Origin of the sequence: Pseudidiomarina sp. PP-1MA (genome assembly GCF_041200125.1) — a bacterium.
Lineage (GTDB): Bacteria > Pseudomonadota > Gammaproteobacteria > Enterobacterales > Alteromonadaceae > Pseudidiomarina > Pseudidiomarina fusca.
Genome location: NZ_CP165718.1, coordinates 456167 through 474984 on the forward strand (window position 1 = coordinate 456167; position 18818 = coordinate 474984).

Below are 18818 nucleotides of genomic sequence, written 5' to 3' on the forward strand. Positions count from 1 at the left end.
TTCATGTCATCCGAAGTTTTGCACCACCCTTACATCGACCCCATCATTGTTAGTGTTGGGCCTTTAGATTTACGTTGGTACGGGCTGATGTACTTAGTGGGCTTTTTGTTTGCTTGGTGGTGGGGCAATCGCCAATGTAAAATGTCTCATTATGCCGCCCAAGGTTGGACCGAACAGCGTTTCAGCGATTTACTGTTCTGGGGCTTCATGGGCGTGATTATCGGTGGCCGAGTTGGCTATGTGATTTTCTATCAGTGGGCCTACTTTATTGATAATCCCCTATATTTATTTGATATCACCAGTGGTGGCATGTCTTTTCATGGCGGCTTGCTGGGGGTGATTACCGTCTTGTGGATTTTCGCTAAACGCAGTCAGCAGAGCCTGTTAGCTATTGGTGACTTTGTTGCGCCGCTGGTGCCCGTAGGGTTGGGGGCAGGGCGCATCGGTAACTTTATTAATGGCGAGCTCTGGGGGCGCGTCAGTGATGTGCCTTGGGCCATGGTATTTCGCGGGGCCGGTGACTTACCACGGCATCCGTCGCAGTTGTACCAAGCCGCTCTCGAAGGCCTGTTGCTGTTTGTGGTGTTGGCGTTGTTCAGCCGCAAACCACGTCCTACCGGTGCCATTGGTGGCCTCTTTTTAGTGGGGTACGGGTTAGCCCGCTTCGTCGTGGAATATGCTCGCCAACCCGATGAACATCTGGGTTACCTCGCCTTTGGTTGGTCGATGGGACAATGGCTAAGCGCACCTATGGTGCTGGCCGGCGTCGGCTTAATGATCTATGCCTATCGTGCGGGTGCAGGTACCAGCGCTAGCAAGAGCAAAGGAGCAAACCGATGAGACAGTACCTCGATTTATGCCAACGTATTGTCGATGAGGGCGTCTGGGTCACCAACGAGCGTACCGGCAAACGCTGCCTGACAGTCATCAATGCGGATTTAGATTACCGCGTCGATTTGAATCAGTTACCTTTAGTCACCACCCGCAAAAGCTATTGGAAAGCGGCAATTGCGGAACTACTTGGCTATTTGCGCGGGTATTCCAGTGCCGCTGACTTTCGCGCCTTAGGTGCACCTACTTGGGATGCCAACGCGAATGAAAACCAAGCCTGGCTTAACAACCCTCATCGTCGCGGTACCGACGATATGGGCCGAGTGTATGGGGTACAAGGCCGAGCGTGGGCGAAGCCCGATGGGGGCACGGTGGACCAACTGCGCAAAGTGGTGGACAACCTCAGCAAGGGCTTAGATGATCGCGGCGAAATCATCAGTTTTTACAACCCCGGTGAATTTGATTACGGTTGCCTGCGCCCGTGCATGCACACCCACAACTTTTCGCTGTTAGGCGACACCTTGTATCTCACTAGCTATCAGCGCTCGTGCGATGTGCCACTGGGGCTAAACTTTAACCAAGTACAGGTGTATACGTTGCTGGCGCTCATGGCGCAAATCACCGGTCATAAACCGGGCATTGCTTACCATAAAATTGTAAACGCACACATCTACGAAGACCAGTTGCAACTGATGCGCGATGTGCAGCTCAAGCGCGAACCTTTTGCCTCGCCGCAACTGCGCATTAACCCGGATATCAAAAGCCTCGACGATCTGGAAACCTGGGTCACGCTGGATGATTTCGCCGTTGAAGGCTATCAATGTCATCCGCCCATCAAGTATCCGTTCAGCGTCTAAGGCCGGCAACGTCGGTCTTGGCTAATAGCTAATAGCTAATAGCTAACACGCCATTTGCTTGTCACAGGAGATCAGCATTGAGTAAGCAACGATTTTCAGGAATTCAGCGGGTGTATGGCCAGCAGGCTGCTAACCACTTTAGCCAGCAACATATCGCTGTGGTTGGGCTGGGTGGAGTCGGCTCGTGGGCGGTTGAAGCCTTAGCTCGCAGTGGCGTAGGGCAGTTAACCCTGATTGATTTGGACGATGTTTGTATCACCAACATCAATCGCCAATTGCCGGCGCTTACCAGTACCGTCGGGCAGCTCAAAACGGAAGTGTTAGCAGCCCGGGTACGGGAGATTAATCCTGACTGCCAAGTGCATATCATCGATGATTTTTTAACTGCTGACAATCTTGAAACATGCTTGGGTGGTAGCGTGAGCGGAGTGCTGGATGCTATCGATAGTGTGACCGTAAAGGCGGCCATGATTGCTTGGTGTAAGCGGCGCAAATTGCCTCTGGTGACTTGCGGTGGCGCCGGAGGCCAAGTGGATCCGAGCCAAGTAACTTCAGCTGATGTAGCCAAAGCCACGCAAGATCCCTTGCTAGCTAAAGTGCGCTCTATGTTGCGCCGTAATTACAACTTCTCGAAGAATCCTAAACGCAGTTTTGGTGTTACTGCGGTCTATTCCACCGAGCAGCTACGCTATCCCGCCATCCTTGCGGATGGCAGCCAAGAATGGTCGCATGCTAAACCTGGCGCTGGCAGTATGCGCATGGATTGCAGTACCGGCTTTGGCGCGGCCATGCCAGTTACCTGCACCTTTGCGATGCATGCAGTCGCTTTATTGCTCAATAAATTAGCCGCCAAAGCCAAGGCTTAAGGCGGCTAACGAAAGTTCCTGAACACGAACTAACGGCTTACACCATTCAGCTTACACCATCGGCCGCACACTCTTGCCATCTTCACCGGTACGCTGGAACACGCTGTTGATCCGTGCGCTGCGGACAATCAGCCAAGTTAAGCCAAACAAACCAAGGCCTAACACCGCCGCCAACCAACGCCGATAAGTGGTGGCATTATAGACCCCGCCATTACCCACAGCGACGGGCTCGAGTGGCGCCAACGGTAAGTTATAGCGCTCGGCTAAGCCTTTGATACCAATCATATGGATACCCGGCGTGCCTTCGCGAATAAAGTGTCCCATCACGGTTTCTACCGCAAAAGCGCGCGCTGGAGCATCGTAAATCAGCCCTGATTTAAACTGATCATCAATCCCTGGCGGGCCCACGATGGTGGCACCACCACCAACGTTAATAAAGGCTTTGTACTTCTCACCTTCAGCGTATTCACGAAACAGGGCAACGCGTTCAGCAACGGCTTCTTGGTAATCTTGTGGCTCTAATAACGGAATATCAGCGCGATCGATACTTTGTTTGATCAGCGCAATCCCCTCTGCCGACAGATCCACACCACGGTCCTCTACGCCACCGATAGATACCGCAATAGGTTTTAACGAGAGCTTGCCGCGTTGGCGTAGCTCGCGTTCCATATCAATCCAGAGCAAGCCCGGCACGTTCGCGCCCCATTGTGAAGACGAAGCCGAAGCAATGATGACCGGCTCGGCACCAATCGCTTCAATAGCTGAATACACCGCAAGGTTCATGGCCGGAAACGAGCCAGATACGGTCACCGCCACCTTGTCGCCTTGTTCAACGCCGGCTTGCTTCATCAACTTCACTGCCACTGCCGCCCAGTTCGGGTTAATGGTGGTTTGTTTGCTTTCACGGCCACCACGAGTAGTGGTTACCGGGCTGGTCGATACCCCAATCAAGCCAGAACGCTGCGGATCAAATTCCGGATTAATCGGTTCACGCTGGGCCCGAATCGGCTGCAAGGTATCCATGGCATCACGCATGATGCGAGCTGCAGTAACCATGGTGGTGTAGTTCTCCTCTACCACGGGGTCGCGCTGTTGTAGCTTTTCTGCCAGCAAAAAGGCAGACAAAGCGGCAATCGTCAGAAACACTAAACCCCAGGTAGGTACGCCACTCGAGCGCCAATAAATTTTCGTATATTTCGCCATCTGTTACTCCTTACCAACCTGGCATCTGAAAGGCTTGGCTGGCTTCATAAGCGGCCAGTTGATCGGGCATTAAAATAATCAAACTTAAGCGTACCAGCACTGCGGTCACTGCAAGACCGCAGAGGGTTTGCAGTACGCCTTGGCGGTCAAACCAAATGGCAATCAAGCCCGGAATGATGTAACCAATCAAATTAGTCTCCATCACCGACATCAGTAGATTTGATTCCAGCATCGCGACTTGCGCTTCGCCTTCGCCTGAGGTGCTGCCCACCATGTCGAGATCAACCCAAGTGACCAAATTAGCTAAAAACACATCAAACAGGCCGGCAATTAAGTAACCGGTTAAAATCATGATGATGGTTTGCCGACGCCCATAAATCACCGCAAAACTAGCCACGGTGCGCACAATCAAATAGGTGAGTAGGGCAGCAAATAAGGTTAACGCTATGCTCATCGGATTGGTGAGTTGCAGCGCCATATAGCCTGGTACCACTAAACCACCTGCTGCTAACCCCAGCATTTGGCTTAAAAACAACGCAAAGAATAAACCGATACCAATGGCAACGGCCAAAATGTTGAGTGCTATCATACGTGAACCTCTTCAACTGCACGGTTATGGAAAAAGCGCGCGATTTGTTCGCCGCCACCGTGAATATTACACATGCCTACAATCACCGCATGCTGCCCAGATTGCTCTAAAATATGTTCAATAACTTCGGTCACAGGTGCGTTTTCTAACACCAATAACCGCTCCGGCGGGATCCCGTGCTTCAGCGCCGTTCGCACAAATAACAAGGTACCGCTACCAATCAGCAAATATTTATCGGCCGGGGTCCATTCCGCTGCAGCTTCAGCCATTTGCTGACTACGATGGGGGCGATCGGCCCGACAGTTAATCAGTGCGATACGTTTGCGCGGTTCGCCATCTTCCGTTTGTGCTGGCGCATGCTGTTTAAGAATGTTCTCCCAAATCGACCCGGTAGATTCAGGGTCGTTAGCAGCAAAGGCATTGACGAACATCAAGTGACGATTAAAGTAGCTGATTTTTAAGATTTGCATGGCGCCGGCTTCGGGCTCGAGGGCCAGCATACCTTGCAGCGCTTGTTGCCGGTCGACCCCAACAAACTCACAAATCTTCAGTGCTAAAGCGACGTTTTCGGCATGCTCGCGATACTTAAATTGACTCATGGTGTCAGCATCAATCGCCTCTACCTCAGCTAAGCTCACCGCGTGCATGGTGCTGCGCCTATCCGCCGCGGCATCACTAAGAATAGCGAGCAAATCGCGTTCGGCAGTAAACATATCGCCGCGCACACTGGTACTGCCGGCTAACGCCAAAGCAACATCCGTTTCGTTCGGGCCCATCACGTCCAAATGGTCCGGCCGCGCATTGGTGATCACGCCTATATTAGAGCGCACCATTTTCAGCTCAGTCAGCGATTGATAATGAGGCTGCAGGGCCATGCACTCAATCACCACAGCTTGCGGTTTGAGTGCCGCCATCCGCTTTAATAAGCGCATCTGCTCTAGAATATTGGCTCCAGCAATCCGATAAATCGGAAACTCACGGCCATCAGGGTCGGTCATCGCTGCGGCTGAGCCGGTGGTTTTGGCACAGGTACGAATACCACCACCACGCAAACCGGCGGCAATTAAACGAGTGACAGAAGTTTTGCCACGGGTGCCATTCACATGAATGCGAATGGGAATAGAACGTAGCGTCCACCGGTGGCTGAGTGCTTCAAAGGCGAGCAGCACTACCAACGTCAGCCATAGCCCTAACATCAGCAGCAGCATGGTTGGAATGTATTGGAACATCTGATCGGTCATATCAGCTCCATCAGGTTATCGAGTCAGAATACTTGCTCAACTCAGTCTAGCTGCTTCTTAAAAAAATGCTTCTTCAAGCAAACCAGCTAGTTACTAGGGTCTTTACAATGCAATCATTACGAACTGATCTACGCTTTAATACAACCAATAGATGATGACTTTACCTAAGCTTTACCCTTGATTGCAGCCACCACAGCCTGCAAACCATCGCGTCGCGACTCACTGATGTAGTCATCTAAGTGTAACGCGCGCAGATACGCCACCAAATCAAACGCTTCTAGTTGCGTGGGGCTGGCGCCTTGCAACGCTTGCTTGATCAGCTGTAATAGACCATGAACGGTGCGCGATTCACTACCAAGCTCAAGCTGTAAGGACGCAGTCTGCGGTGCAGCGGTTGGAGTGGCGGGGCCGCTGGTGCTCGCCAGCCATTGGCATTGCAACCATACCTTAGCTTCGCAGCCAAACACCTCAAACTGCGGCTGCTGCAAGGCCGATGTAAGGGGCGTCTGCTTAGCTAACAGCACCAATTCGCGCAGCCGCTGATCGGGCTTCACAAAACTCGTCGCCAGTTGCTTGAGATCGGATTCAGAGAGGATGCCGTACATGATATGAAACAAACCTTGCTAAGAAATATGGCGGTAAGAGTACCATTTTTGCTGCGAAAAATGTTAATCTTGCAGAGTCTAAATCCATTTTTGAACTGAAAATAACACAACAGGAACGACACCATGAAAGTATTAGTGGCGGTGAAACGCGTCATTGATTACAACGTTAAAGTTCGCGTCAAAGCGGACCAATCAGACGTTGATCTAGCCAATGTCAAAATGGCTCTTAACCCGTTCTGTGAAATTGCGGTAGAAGAAGCTGTTCGTCTTAAAGAGCAAGGCCATGCCACCGAAGTTGTGGTGGTCAGTATTGGTCCTAAAGCAGTGCAAGAGCAACTGCGTACCGCCTTAGCGCTAGGCGCCGACCGTGCTATTCAAGTTGAAACTGATGAACTACCAGACTCACTTGCGGTAGCTAAGTTATTGCAAGCCGTGGTTGCCAAAGAAGAACCACAGCTGGTGATTCTAGGTAAACAAGCTATCGATTCAGACAACAACCAAACCGGGCAAATGCTTGGCGCCTTAACCGGTATGCCACAAGGTACTTTTGCCTCAAAAGTGAACGTTGCTGAAGGTAGTGTGCAGGTCACTCGTGAAATCGACGGTGGCTTACAAACGGTGAAGCTGCAATTGCCAGCTATCGTCACCACCGACCTACGTTTAAATGAGCCGCGCTACGCATCTTTGCCAAACATCATGAAAGCGAAGAAGAAGCCGCTAGATGTGATGAGCGCCGCCGATTTAGGCGTCAACGTAGCCCGTACCGTAAACTTATTAAAAGTTGAAGCCCCAGCAGAACGTAGTGCCGGTATCAAAGTGGCCGACGTTGCTGAGTTAGTTGAAAAATTAAAAAATGAGGCAAAAGTGATATGAGCATTCTTCTCATTGCCGAACACGATAACGCTAGCTTAAACGCAGCTACACTAAAAACCCTAGCCGCTGCCCAACAAATCGGTGGCGACATCCACGTGCTAGTTGCTGGCGCAGGCTGCCAAGCGGTCGCAGAACAAGCCGCACAAGCTGCTGGCGTGAGCAAAGTATTGCTCGCAGATAATGCCGCTTATGGTCATTTCTTAGCTGAAAACTTAGGCGATTTAGTAGCTGATTTAGGTAAGAACTACAGCCATATTCTGGCTGCTGCAACCACCACCGGCAAAAACTTCATGCCGCGCGTTGCCGCTCTGCTAGATGTTGCTCAAGTATCAGACATCATTAGCGTAGAAAGCGCCGATACCTTCAAGCGTCCGATTTACGCAGGTAACGCCATCGCCACCGTACAGGCTACCGATGCCATCAAAGTCATCACCGTTCGCGGTACCGCCTTTGATGCGGTAGCAGCCGAAGGCGGCAGTGCCAGCGTAGAAGCCATCGACGCCGTCTTTAACTCAGACAAAGCTGAATTTGTTGGCGAAGAGCTAGCTCAATCTGAACGCCCAGACCTAACCGCCGCCAGCGTGGTTATTTCAGGTGGCCGCGGCATGCAAAACGGCGAAAACTTCCAGTTACTCGAAAAAGTAGCAGACAAACTAGGTGCAGCAGTGGGCGCATCTCGTGCAGCCGTAGATGCCGGCTTCGTACCAAATGATATGCAAGTGGGTCAAACCGGTAAAATCGTTGCCCCAGACCTGTATATCGCTGTTGGTATCAGCGGTGCTATCCAGCACTTAGCAGGCATGAAAGACTCAAAAGTCATCGTCGCCATCAACAAAGACGAAGAAGCACCGATCTTCCAAGTAGCAGATTACGGCTTGGTCGCTGATTTGTTTGATGTGTTGCCGCAGTTAGAACAAGCGTTGTAGATGAAAGCAAGAGCGCTGTTAGCTATTGGATATTAGCTATTAGCGCTCTTGCTCCAATATCCAATAGCTAATATCTACCAGCGCCCCCTCCAATATCCAATAGCTAATATCTACCAGCGCTCTTGCTCTTATATCCAATAGCTAATATCTAACAGCGCCCTTGCTCTAATATCCAATAGCTAATATCTAACAGCGCCCTTGCTCTTATCCAGCTACTTTTTTAACGAAGCACTTGCATATTTCTAACTCATCGGACATGATTGACTGCATAACATCCTAATAGGATTAGGTGGCTAACATGAAAAGAAGAACAACTATGCTAAAAAAATTACCTCTCGCGACCGCAATTACGCTCGCACTAGCAGGAACAGCAGGCGTACAAGCAGCAGAATTCGATGTTGGTGACGTTAAAGTCAAATTCGATTCAATCATTTCTTATGGCGCCGCTTGGCGTATGGAAGAGCGCGATATGCGCGTTATCCACCCAGGTAATATGGTCGGTGGTTTAGGCCAATCTGGCGTCGCCGACGACGGTAACTTGAACTACGACAAAGGCGACATGGTGTCGTCAGTTTTCAAGGGCGTTCACGATTTAAGTATTGATGGCGGCGATTACGGCGCTTTCTTCCGTTTCAAATACTGGTATGACGATGTTATCAAGAACAATAACGTAGCTCATGGTCATACGGGTACCAACTATTTCTCAGATGTTACTCTGAACAACGATGCATTAGATGACTACTCAACCGGTTCTGGTTTTGAGTTGTTAGATGCGTTCGCATACGCCTATTTTGATATCGGTGATATGCCAGCTAACTTGCGGGTTGGCCGTCAGGTATTGAGCTGGGGTGAAAGTACCTTTATCTTCAATGGTGTGAACGCTATTAACCCGGTGGACGTGAACGCAATTCGTCGACCAGGAGTGGAAATTAAAGAAGCCTTGTTGCCAGTAGGCATGGTGAACCTAAACATAGGTTTAACTGACGAAACCAGCTTAGATATGTTTTATCAGTATGAGTGGGATGACTACAAACTAGATGGTTGTGGTACTTTCTTCTCTACCATTGATATTTTAGGTGGCCCAGGCTGTAACAAAGTGACCCTGAACCCGCAATTAGTGCCTGGTGACCCAGACTCTAACCTAAGCGATCTTGAGTCAGTACAGTACGGTACCTACTTAGAGCGGGCGCCAGATATCGAGCCAGACGATGGCGGCCAGTACGGTTTCGCGATGCGTCACTATGCTACCGACATTGACGTTGAGTTTGGCTTGTACTTCATGAACATTCATACACAAACGCCAATCATCTCAGCATACAACTGGACCAAGCAGCCAACTCCGGCGCTAAGTCACCCAGATGGTATTCCAATTGCTGGTCCTGATTACGTGCTTGAGTTCCCTGAAGACACCAAAATCTTCGGTGCCAGTGTAGCAACTACCTTAGGCGACTGGTCTGTTGGTGGTGAAATGAGCTATCGCATCGATATGCCAGTGCAAATCAACACCACTGAGATTTTGTCGACCGGTTTACGTGCAGGTGTTCCTAGTACTTTCAGCAACCGTATTCAACGCGATGAAAACGGTCTGATTACTAACCTAGGCGAACTGCAACACGGTTACGATGAATACGATGTCTCGCAGTGGCAGATGTCAGGTATTCGCTTCCTAGACAACGTGTTAGGTGCCAGCCGCGTTACCTTCATCGGTGAAGTTGCGATCAGCAAGGTGCACGGTTTAGCCGGCTTAGACGAACAGCGTTACGGCCGTAACCCAGTGTACGGCAAATGCTTGAGCGTAGCTGACCAAATGCAGTTGGGTAACCCGGCTCCAGCGGGCGATATCAACTGTGAAGGCTTTGTCACCAGCACCTCGTGGGGCTATCGTGCTCGTATCGTCGGTGACTACAACAACGTGTTTGCGGGTTGGAACATGCAACCAACGTTGGCGTTAGGCCACGACGTGAAAGGCTATTCAGCTAACTCAAACTTTATCGAAGGTCGTAAAACCATCGGTTTGAGTGTTGATTTCAGCTACTTAAGCGCATACAAAATTGGTATTGGTTACAACATCAATACCGGCGGTGATTACGAGCCAGCTTCTGACCGTGATTTCGCAGCCATTAGCTTCAGCTACAGCTTCTAAGCAAGCGGGCTACAGCAACATGAATCAAAAACCCGCCTCGGCGGGTTTTTTTCTAAGTAGTCTTTAGTTCAATAAAAGTCCAACAGTTAGGGTCGGTGAACAATGAAAACGATAATGACAACAGCCCTTGCCCTGGTTGCCAGCGCTCTGGTTTACGCACCAGCGCAAGCCGCCAATAGTGAGGCGCAGAGTAAACAGCAGTTGCTCCAACTTGAAGATGTCTTTCAATTAGAATACGCCAGCAATCCAGCTATTCACCCGTCGGGCGATTACACAGTCTTTGTGCGTAACTTCATGAACATCATGGCAGATCGCAAACAAGGAAACTTGTGGAGGGTAAACAACAAAGGCGAATTACGGCCACTAACGGGTGGTGATGCGCAAGACCATTCGCCCACTTGGTCTCCCGATGGCAAACAATTAGCGTTTGTGTCTAATCGCTCAGGCAGCAACCAAATTCACCTGTACTGGACCGATACACGCGAGCATGCACCTATTACCCGCCTAACCAGCAGCCCCAGTAACCTATCTTGGTCACCGGATGGTAAATGGTTGGCCTTTACTATGTTCACGCCGCAGCACAAAGCTGCGCCCGTAAGCCTACCGGGCAAGCCGCAAGGCGCTAATTGGGCTGAGCCACCGCGTTACATCGATAAAGATAATTATCGCGCCGACGGAGCTGGCTACACTCCAGATGGTTACAGCCAAATTTATGTGGTACCTACTACCGGAGGGTCACCTCGACAGTTAACCTTTGGTGATTACAACCATGGTGGCGCGTTGGCGTGGAGCGCCGATGCCAAGCAGTTGATCTTTTCCGCTAATGCTCATGCTGATGCGTTCGAGCAACCCAATAACTCTGAGCTCTATCAGCTCACCCTAGCAACCGGTGATATTCAACAACTGACCGATCGTCAAGGGCCCGATCATTCACCGGTGATAAGCCCCGATGGCAAAAAGTTAGCTTGGTTAGGCTACGATGATACCTACAAGAGCTATCAGCTCACTCATCTATACGTGATGGACCTTTCTGGCCAGTCACCTAAGCTGTTAACTCAAGATTTTGATTACAGCGTAGGGCAGGTGAAGTGGGCTGATGACAGCCGTGGCTTGTATTTTGCCTACGATCGCGAAGGTAAGGGCCACATAGCCTATCAGAATCTCAACGGCAAACGCCGCGTGCTAACGGATAGCATGGGAGGCTTAAGCTATTCTCGGCCCTATAGCGGCGGTCAGTTCGATGTCAGCAGCAGCGGTGATTTAGTCTATACCTTAGCGAGCGCCAATCGTCCTGCCGATTTAGTGCTACAAACCAGTAAAATCACTCGTAAGCTGACCGCGCTTAACGATGACTTGTTGAATCATAAAACCTTGGCGCGTATCGAAGAAATTTGGTACGACAGCAGCGTCGATGACCATAAAATTCAAGGTTGGATTGCCTATCCGCCAAACTTTGACCCAACCAAGAAATACCCGCTGATTCTGGAAATTCATGGCGGCCCACATACAGCTTATGCAGGGTCTTTTGCCGCAGAAATTCAGTTAATGGCGGCGCAAGGTTACGTGGTGCTTTATACCAACCCGCGCGGTAGCACCAGCTATGGCGAAAAGTTTGCCCAAGAAATTCACCACAATTACCCAAGCCATGATTATAACGACCTCATGGATGGTGTGGATGCAGTGATCAGCAAAGGCTTTATCGACGAGCAACGTTTATATGTTACCGGTGGTAGCGGTGGCGGAGTGCTCACCGCATGGATTGTCGGGCATACGGATCGCTTTGCTGCGGCAGTAGTAGCTAAACCTGTTATCAACTGGTACAGCTTTGTGTTAACTGCTGATATGTATAACTATTTCAGCAAGTATTGGTTCCCTGGTAAGCCCTGGGAGCACCAAGAGCACTACATGAAGTATTCACCTATCAGCTATGTCGGTAACGTGACCACGCCTACCATGTTGCTAACCGGTGAAGCCGACCATCGCACGCCGATTTCAGAATCTGAGCAATATTACCAAGCGCTGAAATTAGCCGGTGTCGAAACTGCTATGGTGCGGGTGCCAGATGCTCCTCACGGCATCTACGCCAGACCCTCGAATCTAATGGCCAAAGTAGCGTACATCCTGCATTGGTTCGAGCAACACCAGCCAAGCGCTAATTAGTGTGCTCAAACTCGGCTGCTGCTTTACGACCATCTAAGTAAAGCAACAGCTGATGTTTTAATCGTCGCCATGGGTGACGTTTCACCTGACGCCGATCGGCTACAGACTTAATATCGCTGCCATGAGTGTGAGTATTGTCTACCGTGTACGGTAATAATCCATAAACCTGTAACCCCAGTTCATGCTGCCACTGCATATCTACATCAATTGGGCGAAATAAAGGTGGGCGTTGGGCCAATAGCCGTTTGGCTCCGGCCAAGCTGATGACTTGTGCACAAGCACCAATCGGTGGCTTACGATAGCGCACCAAATCAAACTGCTTGATAGCACGGGTTGTAATAGCGGGCTGTTGCTTAAACGGAGCGGCAAGTTTTAACACGTGCCACGGCTCAGACACTGCTGCAATAGCCTCATGGATGTCTTTGAAGTCCGAACTAAAACAAACATCGTCTTCTAGCACCACGGCATAATCAAGTTGATGGTCAACAATGTATTGCCAAGCCTTGAGGTGCGATAAATAACAGGCAATTTCACCAGCCGTTAACTGATAATGAAACTCGCGCTGACTACGTGAGGTATCGATGACGGCCGATAGTTGCTCCTGAGTAAGCTCTTTGCCCCATACCGCATCGATGCGGGTATAGGGCATGCCTAATTGGTCAAGTTGCTTACTCACGTTCAACCATCTATCGGTAGAATGCTTAAGATTAATCACTAAAATCTGTGCAGATAACGACTGCTGCATAGGGTTATTTCTCTAACGGTTTGTTACTTTTTGGGTTTTGTTCACGCTTCGCGCGGTACGCCATCTCGTAGAGCTTGGCCTCGGTTAAGAAAAAATGAAAGGCATCGATATTGGCTTTGATAAAGCCACGCCAACCCGACCAAATCATTTGTCGACCCAGATAAAATTTTAAAAACATCAACGGAAAAATCAGCAGCAAACGCGGCAAACTGCAGGGCCGGCCTTGCTCCAGCCGTTGCTTGGCTTTTAGCAACGAGTATTTATTCAGCTTGTCCATATAGCCGTGCGCGGTATCGTAACCGTAATGCTTTAAATAAATCGGCAAATAGGCGGTCGGCTCTTCTACCTCAATGTGCTCATGCACAATCACACTGGTATCCATCTTGCTCTTATCACGACGATACACCCGCCGATACTTATGATGGCGCGCCTTCTTCAGACTATGCCCCATAAAAATGTCATCATGATGAATCCAAATGCCATTGATATCGCCCTGTGCAATCCGTTCGCGAATCATCTGCAAGCCACCCTCTGGCATCACCTCATCGCCATCTAAGTTCAGAATCCAGTTGTGGCTGCATTGGGTAATAGCAAAAGCCTTTTGCTTGGAGTAGCCAGGCCAATCATTGTGGACAATACGCGCCCCGTGATGCTTGGCAATTTCTAAGGTCGCATCGGTCGAGCCGGAATCCACCACTACAATCTCATCGGCCCCAGCCACACTGCTAAGAACCTCGTCTAAGTGTTCACCCTCGTTCAAGGTGATTACAAAGACACTTAAGGGCGGGTAGTTGGGTTGCTGTTGTGCAGAAGCTGTCATAGCGTCCTCATTAGTTGTCGTGATTCGATAAGTCTTCGGCTTGCTGTGGCCCTCATTATAGCCAGTTAGACAGTAAAAATAGTCAGTTAATTGCAAGTTAAATTACGTATAATGACGTGCGATAACTACTAATAAAGAGTAAAGAGAAGGCTTATGCAGCTTACGTTAGACAACGATTGGCAACCTTGGTTAGCGCAACAACAACAGCAAGCCTATTGGCCACCGTTGCAACAACGGGTACAGGCAGCGCGTCAACAGAGCCTCGTTTATCCGCCCGCAGCGCAAGTGTTGCGCGCTTTTGAGCTCACGCCATTGAGCCAAGTACAAGTGGTCATTATCGGACAAGACCCGTATCACGGACCTGGCCAAGCCCATGGTTTAGCCTTTTCTGTGGCCGACGGCGTCGCCATACCACCGTCGCTACGTAACATTTATAAAGCTATCAAACATGATTTTGCCGACTATCAAATACCCTCTAGCGGCAACTTAGAAGGCTGGGCCAAACGTGGAATCTTATTGCTAAATACCGTACTCACCGTCGAGCATGGCAAAGCACACTCCCATGCCAAGTGGGGCTGGGAAAACTTCACCGACGCCGCTATTCAGGCCGTATCAGCGCAACGCGAAGGAGTAGTATTCATGTTGTGGGGCGCCCACGCACAGAAGAAGGCTGCGCTCATAGATGACTCGCGTCACACCATTCTGCAAACCGTTCATCCGTCGCCGTTATCAGCGCATCGAGGCTTCTTCACCGCAGGGCATTTTGCCACCACAGCAAAACTCCTCAACCGCTCCGGCCCCGAGTTATTTGCTTGAGTAAGAGCAAGAGCGCTGTTAGCTGTTAGACATTAGATATTGGCAAAAGCGAAGGCAAGAGCAAAAGCAAAGGCAAGAGCGCAGTTAGCCGTTAGACATTAGCTATTGGCAAAAGCAAAGGATGGTGCACGGGCGGCACCAATATCCAATGACTAATGACCAATAGCGTATTTGCTCTTACTTACAATTCATCGAGATCGGCGTCGAAATCGAAATCAATGTCACGAAGCTCATCGCGTAACCGATACTTCTCCTTCAACATTTCAATTTCTCGCCATTTGCGAGGGGCACTGCGTTTACTAGACTTAGATTCAACTTGCTGTAGCTCTTGTGAATGATCCATGGGACACTCCGGCTTTTCTGTTGGTTGTTGTTCTAATAATTTGCACAAGAATCGTACTCTTGTACTTGTAGCGCAGCATTTTTATAACACGGCTTGATGGAAATGTGAACAGGTAAAAGCAAAGGCGCTGTTAGCTGTTAGATATTAGATATTGGTGCCGTCCACGCACTCGCCTTTACTAATAGCTAATAGCTAATAGCTAATAGCTAATGTCTAATAGCCAATAGCGCTCTTGTCTTAAACCCCAAATCCACGTATAATCCGCGGCCACAATCGTTCTTTTACAGCACAGGTAATTTGGTATGCATCCCATGTTAAACATCGGTGTGCGCGCAGCGCGTGCCGCCGGCAAAATCTTAGTTAAAAACTTCGGCGTAGAAGTTGACCTCAACGTAGAAGTTAAAAGTCAGAACGACTTTGTAACTGAGTTAGACAAAGCCGCTGAAAGTGCCATCATTCGCACCATTCAAAAGGCCTACCCAGATCACTCCTTCTTAGCAGAAGAAAGCGGAGAAGTGATGGGTAAAGATGCTGATCATCAATGGATTATTGACCCATTAGATGGCACCACCAATTACTTGCGCGGTATCCCTCACTTCGCTATCTCTATCGCATACAGCTACAAAGGCCAGGTACAAGTTGCCGTGGTTTACGATCCGCTGCGCGAAGAACTCTTTACCGCTACCAAAGGTGCGGGTGCACAGCTAAACGGCAAACGGTTACGCGTTAAAGCTCAGCGCGACCTTAACGGTGCCTTGTTAGCTACCGGCTTCCCATTCAAACGCAAAGACATGACCAAAGAATACTTAGCGGTATTCGCAGCCTTGTTTGAGCACGTGGGTGATATGCGTCGCAATGGTGCCGCCGCCCTTGATTTAGCTTATGTTGCCGCAGGCCGCATCGATGGCTTCTGGGAATTCAGTTTGAAGCCTTGGGATATTGCCGCCGGACAACTGATTGTGCGTGAGGCAGGTGGTCTTGTGGCGGACTTTGCTGGTGGCCATAGCTTTATGACCAGCGGTCACACCGTTGCAGGTAACCCGAAAGTGGTGCAGCACCTTCTGACCAAAGCGCGTCCGCATTTACCTGAATCACTTCGGTAGGAAAGCAAACACGATATTAGACGTTAGACATTAGCGCCGCTCCGGCGCTACCTAATATCCAATAGCTAATAGCTAATAGCTAATATCGAAGTTGGGGTTTAAAACCATGCTAGATAACATTCGGATTGTGTTAGTCAACACCAGCCATACCGGTAACATCGGCTCGGTTGCTCGTGCCATGAAGACTATGGGGCTCACGCAGCTGACGTTGGTTGATCCGGTGCAAGCGCCTGATAGCCAAGCATCGGCCCTAGCCGCTGGTGCTACCGATGTGCTGTTTAACGCCAAGATTGTTGGCAGCTTAGCTGAAGCCATTAGCGATTGTGGGCTAGTGGTAGGTACCAGCGCACGTAACCGTACGCTCGACTGGCCGTTATTAGGCCCGCGCCAAACCGCCACGCAAGTGCTACAAGAAGCGCCTAACTACCCTGTTGCGCTGGTGTTTGGGCGCGAGAGTAGTGGTTTAACTAACGAAGAGCTGCAGCAGTGTACTCACCATGTGCATATTCCTTCTAATCCAGATTACAGCTCACTGAATTTGGCCATGGCCGTGCAAACCCTGGCCTACGAAATTCGCATGCAGTTTTTAGAAGGCCAGCAAGCAGCAACGGACCCTGCCGCAGAAGTTGTAGAATACCCGTTAGTTGAGGATTTAGAGCGCTTTTACACGCACCTAGAACAGACCCTTTCAGCCACCGGCTTTATCATTAAGCAGCATCCCGGCCAAGTGATGGCCAAGTTGCGGCGGCTGTTTACCCGTGCTCGTCCTGAGGCGGCCGAACTGAATATTTTGCGCGGCATTTTAACCTCAGTAGACAAGAAGATGAAGTAACGTCACGGCTGTTATTGGGGCCCTGCTGACGGTGCCGATAATGGCCTGTTGAATACTTGACTAAAATACTCGGGTATGACAAAATTGCTTCCAGAATTAACAGGAGGCAGAAAGGCTATGCGCTTAACCTCAAAAGGCCGCTACGCGGTCACCGCAATGCTCGACGTAGCTTTGCATACAGCTCACGGACCTGTGTCTTTGGCAGATATTTCTGAGCGCCAAGGCATTTCTCTGAGCTATCTTGAACAATTATTCTCGCGCTTGCGTAAACAAGGCTTAGTCAGCAGTGTGCGTGGGCCTGGTGGTGGCTATCGATTGGGCCAAGAGCCGTGCAATATTTCCATCAGTGCGGTGATTCAAGCCGTTGATGAAAGCATCGATGCCACGCGCTGTCAGGGGAAAGGGGGCTGCCAAAGTGGGAGTCGTTGCTTAACCCACTCGCTCTGGACAGGCTTAAGTGAACGGATAGAAGACTTTCTAACCAGCATCACCTTAGCGGAGCTGGTCACCCAAGAAGATATTAACCGCGTTGCTCAGCGTCAAACAGCGATGGTGAGCGAGCAGAAAAAGCGCGAATACAACATTGCATTGCAAAGCCAATAAGCCTTAGCGGCTTGCTGTATGGCAACCAAGGAGTAGCACTGATGAGATTACCGATTTATTTCGATTACGCAGCAACCACCCCGGTCGACCCTCGGGTAGCCGAGAAAATGATGCAGTTTTTAACGCCAGACGGGCAGTTTGGTAACCCTGCATCACGTTCGCACCGGTTCGGCTGGCAAGCTGAAGAAGCGGTAGATATTGCGCGTAATCAGATTGCTGAATTAGTCAACGCAGACCCACGCGAGATCGTGTTCACCTCAGGTGCAACTGAATCAGATAACCTGGCCATTAAAGGTGCTGCTGAGTTCTACAGCAAAAAAGGTAAGCACATCATCACCGTGAAAACCGAACATAAGGCTGTGCTAGACACTGCGCGTCAGATGGAGCGCGAAGGCTTTGAAGTCACCTATTTAGACGTTAAAGAAGACGGTTTGCTAGACCTTGATGTGTTCAAAGCCGCCTTACGCGAAGACACAGTGTTGGTTAGCGTGATGCACGTGAACAACGAAACCGGCGTAATTCAAGATATCGAAACCATCGGTAACTTGTGCCGCGCGAACAAAACTATTTTCCATGTCGATGCTGCCCAAAGTGCTGGCAAAATCGATATCGATTTAGAGCGTCTGCCGGTCGATTTAATGAGCTTCTCGGCCCACAAAATGTACGGTCCGAAAGGTATCGGCGCCTTGTATGTGCGCCGTAAGCCACGGGTTCGTTTAAATGCACAAATGCATGGTGGCGGCCACGAGCGCGGCATGCGTTCAGGCACCTTGCCAACGCACCAAATCGTAGGTTTTGGTGAAGCAGCTCGCATTGCCAAAGAAGAAATGGCAGCCGAGTATAAGCGTTTCCAACAACTGCACGAGCGGTTATGGAACGGCGTGAAAGATATCGAAGAAGTGTACATCAACGGTAGCCAAGAACAGGGCGTACCACACATCTTCAACATCAGCTTTAACTTTGTTGAAGGCGAAAGCTTGATCATGGCGCTCAAAGATCTGGCCGTATCATCAGGTTCAGCTTGTACCTCCGCCAGCTTAGAGCCGTCGTATGTATTACGTGCGCTAGGGCGTAACGATGAATTAGCGCACAGCTCAATTCGTTTCAGCTTCGGTCGTTTTACCACTGAAGAAGAAGTTGACCACGCCATTGAGCAAATTAATAAATCAATTGGTCGCTTGCGCGACATGTCGCCCCTTTGGGAAATGTTTAAAGACGGAGTTGATTTGAACTCGGTTGAATGGGCGGCACACTAACAGAGG

19 protein-coding genes are annotated in these 18818 nt (G+C 50.0%); 12 read left to right on the plus strand and 7 right to left on the minus strand.

Going from position 1 to position 18818, the window contains the following annotated elements; genetic code table 11:
- Window positions 1–3 precede the first annotated feature (3 nt).
- The 3 genes from lgt to tcdA all read left to right on the plus strand — a co-directional run bounded on the left by lgt (window position 4) and on the right by tcdA (window position 2554).
- The gene (gene lgt, locus AB8S08_RS02125) at window positions 4–840 is read left to right on the plus strand and encodes a prolipoprotein diacylglyceryl transferase (protein WP_369743295.1); all 837 of its coding nucleotides are present in this window, start codon (window positions 4–6) and stop codon (window positions 838–840) included.
- Window positions 837–1688 carry a thymidylate synthase gene (locus AB8S08_RS02130; RefSeq protein ID WP_369743297.1) on the plus strand — a complete coding sequence of 284 codons (852 nt, stop codon included), beginning with the start codon at window positions 837–839 and terminating at the stop codon, window positions 1686–1688. Before lgt ends, AB8S08_RS02130 begins: the two co-directional genes overlap by 4 nt.
- A gap of 77 nt (window positions 1689–1765) precedes the next feature.
- A complete protein-coding gene (tcdA, locus tag AB8S08_RS02135; protein WP_369743299.1) occupies window positions 1766–2554 on the plus strand; it encodes a tRNA cyclic N6-threonylcarbamoyladenosine(37) synthase TcdA in 789 nt (262 codons plus the stop codon).
- A 51-nt stretch (window positions 2555–2605) separates the two neighbouring features.
- Here the strand turns inward: tcdA and pgsW are convergent, their stop codons facing one another.
- The 4 genes from pgsW to AB8S08_RS02155 form a co-directional block, all read right to left on the minus strand.
- A complete protein-coding gene (gene pgsW, locus AB8S08_RS02140; RefSeq protein WP_369743300.1) occupies window positions 2606–3757 on the minus strand; it encodes a poly-gamma-glutamate system protein in 1152 nt (383 codons plus the stop codon).
- Window positions 3758–3767: 10 nt separating this feature from the next.
- The gene (gene pgsC, locus AB8S08_RS02145) at window positions 3768–4346 is read right to left on the minus strand and encodes a poly-gamma-glutamate biosynthesis protein PgsC (protein ID WP_110076676.1); all 579 of its coding nucleotides are present in this window, start codon (window positions 4344–4346) and stop codon (window positions 3768–3770) included.
- Complete coding sequence (pgsB, locus tag AB8S08_RS02150; protein WP_369743302.1) at window positions 4343–5587, minus strand: poly-gamma-glutamate synthase PgsB; 1245 nt, start codon at window positions 5585–5587, stop codon at window positions 4343–4345. Before pgsB ends, pgsC begins: the two co-directional genes overlap by 4 nt.
- 164 nt (window positions 5588–5751) lie before the next feature.
- The gene (locus AB8S08_RS02155) at window positions 5752–6192 is read right to left on the minus strand and encodes a SufE family protein (RefSeq protein ID WP_369743304.1); all 441 of its coding nucleotides are present in this window, start codon (window positions 6190–6192) and stop codon (window positions 5752–5754) included.
- A gap of 123 nt (window positions 6193–6315) precedes the next feature.
- Between AB8S08_RS02155 and AB8S08_RS02160 the strand changes: the two genes are divergently transcribed.
- The 4 genes from AB8S08_RS02160 (at window position 6316) to AB8S08_RS02175 (ending at window position 12294) form a co-directional block, all read left to right on the plus strand.
- The gene (locus AB8S08_RS02160; RefSeq protein WP_110076674.1) at window positions 6316–7065 is read left to right on the plus strand and encodes an electron transfer flavoprotein subunit beta/FixA family protein; all 750 of its coding nucleotides are present in this window, start codon (window positions 6316–6318) and stop codon (window positions 7063–7065) included.
- Window positions 7062–7991, plus strand: coding sequence for an electron transfer flavoprotein subunit alpha/FixB family protein (locus tag AB8S08_RS02165; protein ID WP_110076673.1), 930 nt, complete (start codon window positions 7062–7064; stop codon window positions 7989–7991). The genes AB8S08_RS02160 and AB8S08_RS02165 overlap by 4 nt, the downstream gene beginning before the upstream one ends.
- A 316-nt stretch (window positions 7992–8307) precedes the next feature.
- Window positions 8308–10134 (plus strand): DUF1302 domain-containing protein, encoded by a 1827-nt coding sequence (locus tag AB8S08_RS02170; protein WP_369743306.1) that lies wholly within the window; start codon window positions 8308–8310, stop codon window positions 10132–10134.
- A gap of 102 nt (window positions 10135–10236) precedes the next feature.
- Entirely contained in the window at window positions 10237–12294 is a 2058-nt protein-coding gene (locus tag AB8S08_RS02175) for a prolyl oligopeptidase family serine peptidase (RefSeq protein ID WP_369743308.1), read from the plus strand.
- On the opposite strand, the gene AB8S08_RS02180 is transcribed toward AB8S08_RS02175, so the two are convergent.
- Both AB8S08_RS02180 and AB8S08_RS02185 read right to left on the minus strand, forming a co-directional pair.
- Window positions 12287–13039 carry a glycosyltransferase family 25 protein gene (locus tag AB8S08_RS02180; RefSeq protein ID WP_369743310.1) on the minus strand — a complete coding sequence of 251 codons (753 nt, stop codon included), beginning with the start codon at window positions 13037–13039 and terminating at the stop codon, window positions 12287–12289. The genes AB8S08_RS02175 and AB8S08_RS02180 overlap by 8 nt on opposite strands.
- Window positions 13040–13043: 4 nt before the next feature.
- Complete coding sequence (locus tag AB8S08_RS02185) at window positions 13044–13859, minus strand: glycosyltransferase family 2 protein (protein WP_369743311.1); 816 nt, start codon at window positions 13857–13859, stop codon at window positions 13044–13046.
- A 153-nt stretch (window positions 13860–14012) separates the two neighbouring features.
- Between AB8S08_RS02185 and ung the strand changes: the two genes are divergently transcribed.
- Window positions 14013–14675 (plus strand): uracil-DNA glycosylase, encoded by a 663-nt coding sequence (gene ung / locus AB8S08_RS02190; RefSeq protein ID WP_369743313.1) that lies wholly within the window; start codon window positions 14013–14015, stop codon window positions 14673–14675.
- A 181-nt stretch (window positions 14676–14856) separates the two neighbouring features.
- On the opposite strand, the gene AB8S08_RS02195 is transcribed toward ung, so the two are convergent.
- A complete protein-coding gene (locus AB8S08_RS02195; protein WP_369743315.1) occupies window positions 14857–15018 on the minus strand; it encodes a DUF3545 family protein in 162 nt (53 codons plus the stop codon).
- Between the two features lie 302 nt (window positions 15019–15320).
- On the opposite strand from AB8S08_RS02195, the gene suhB reads away from it, so the two are divergent.
- The 4 genes from suhB (at window position 15321) to AB8S08_RS02215 (ending at window position 18812) form a co-directional block, all read left to right on the plus strand.
- A complete protein-coding gene (gene suhB, locus AB8S08_RS02200; protein WP_313932997.1) occupies window positions 15321–16121 on the plus strand; it encodes an inositol-1-monophosphatase in 801 nt (266 codons plus the stop codon).
- A gap of 106 nt (window positions 16122–16227) precedes the next feature.
- Window positions 16228–16953 carry a tRNA (cytosine(32)/uridine(32)-2'-O)-methyltransferase TrmJ gene (gene trmJ / locus AB8S08_RS02205; protein ID WP_369743316.1) on the plus strand — a complete coding sequence of 242 codons (726 nt, stop codon included), beginning with the start codon at window positions 16228–16230 and terminating at the stop codon, window positions 16951–16953.
- 117 nt (window positions 16954–17070) lie between these two features.
- Window positions 17071–17556: a Fe-S cluster assembly transcriptional regulator IscR gene (gene iscR / locus AB8S08_RS02210; protein WP_110076494.1), complete on the plus strand. Its 486-nt coding sequence runs from the start codon at window positions 17071–17073 to the stop codon at window positions 17554–17556.
- Between the two features lie 41 nt (window positions 17557–17597).
- The gene (locus tag AB8S08_RS02215) at window positions 17598–18812 is read left to right on the plus strand and encodes an IscS subfamily cysteine desulfurase (RefSeq protein ID WP_110076495.1); all 1215 of its coding nucleotides are present in this window, start codon (window positions 17598–17600) and stop codon (window positions 18810–18812) included.
- Window positions 18813–18818 lie beyond the last annotated feature (6 nt).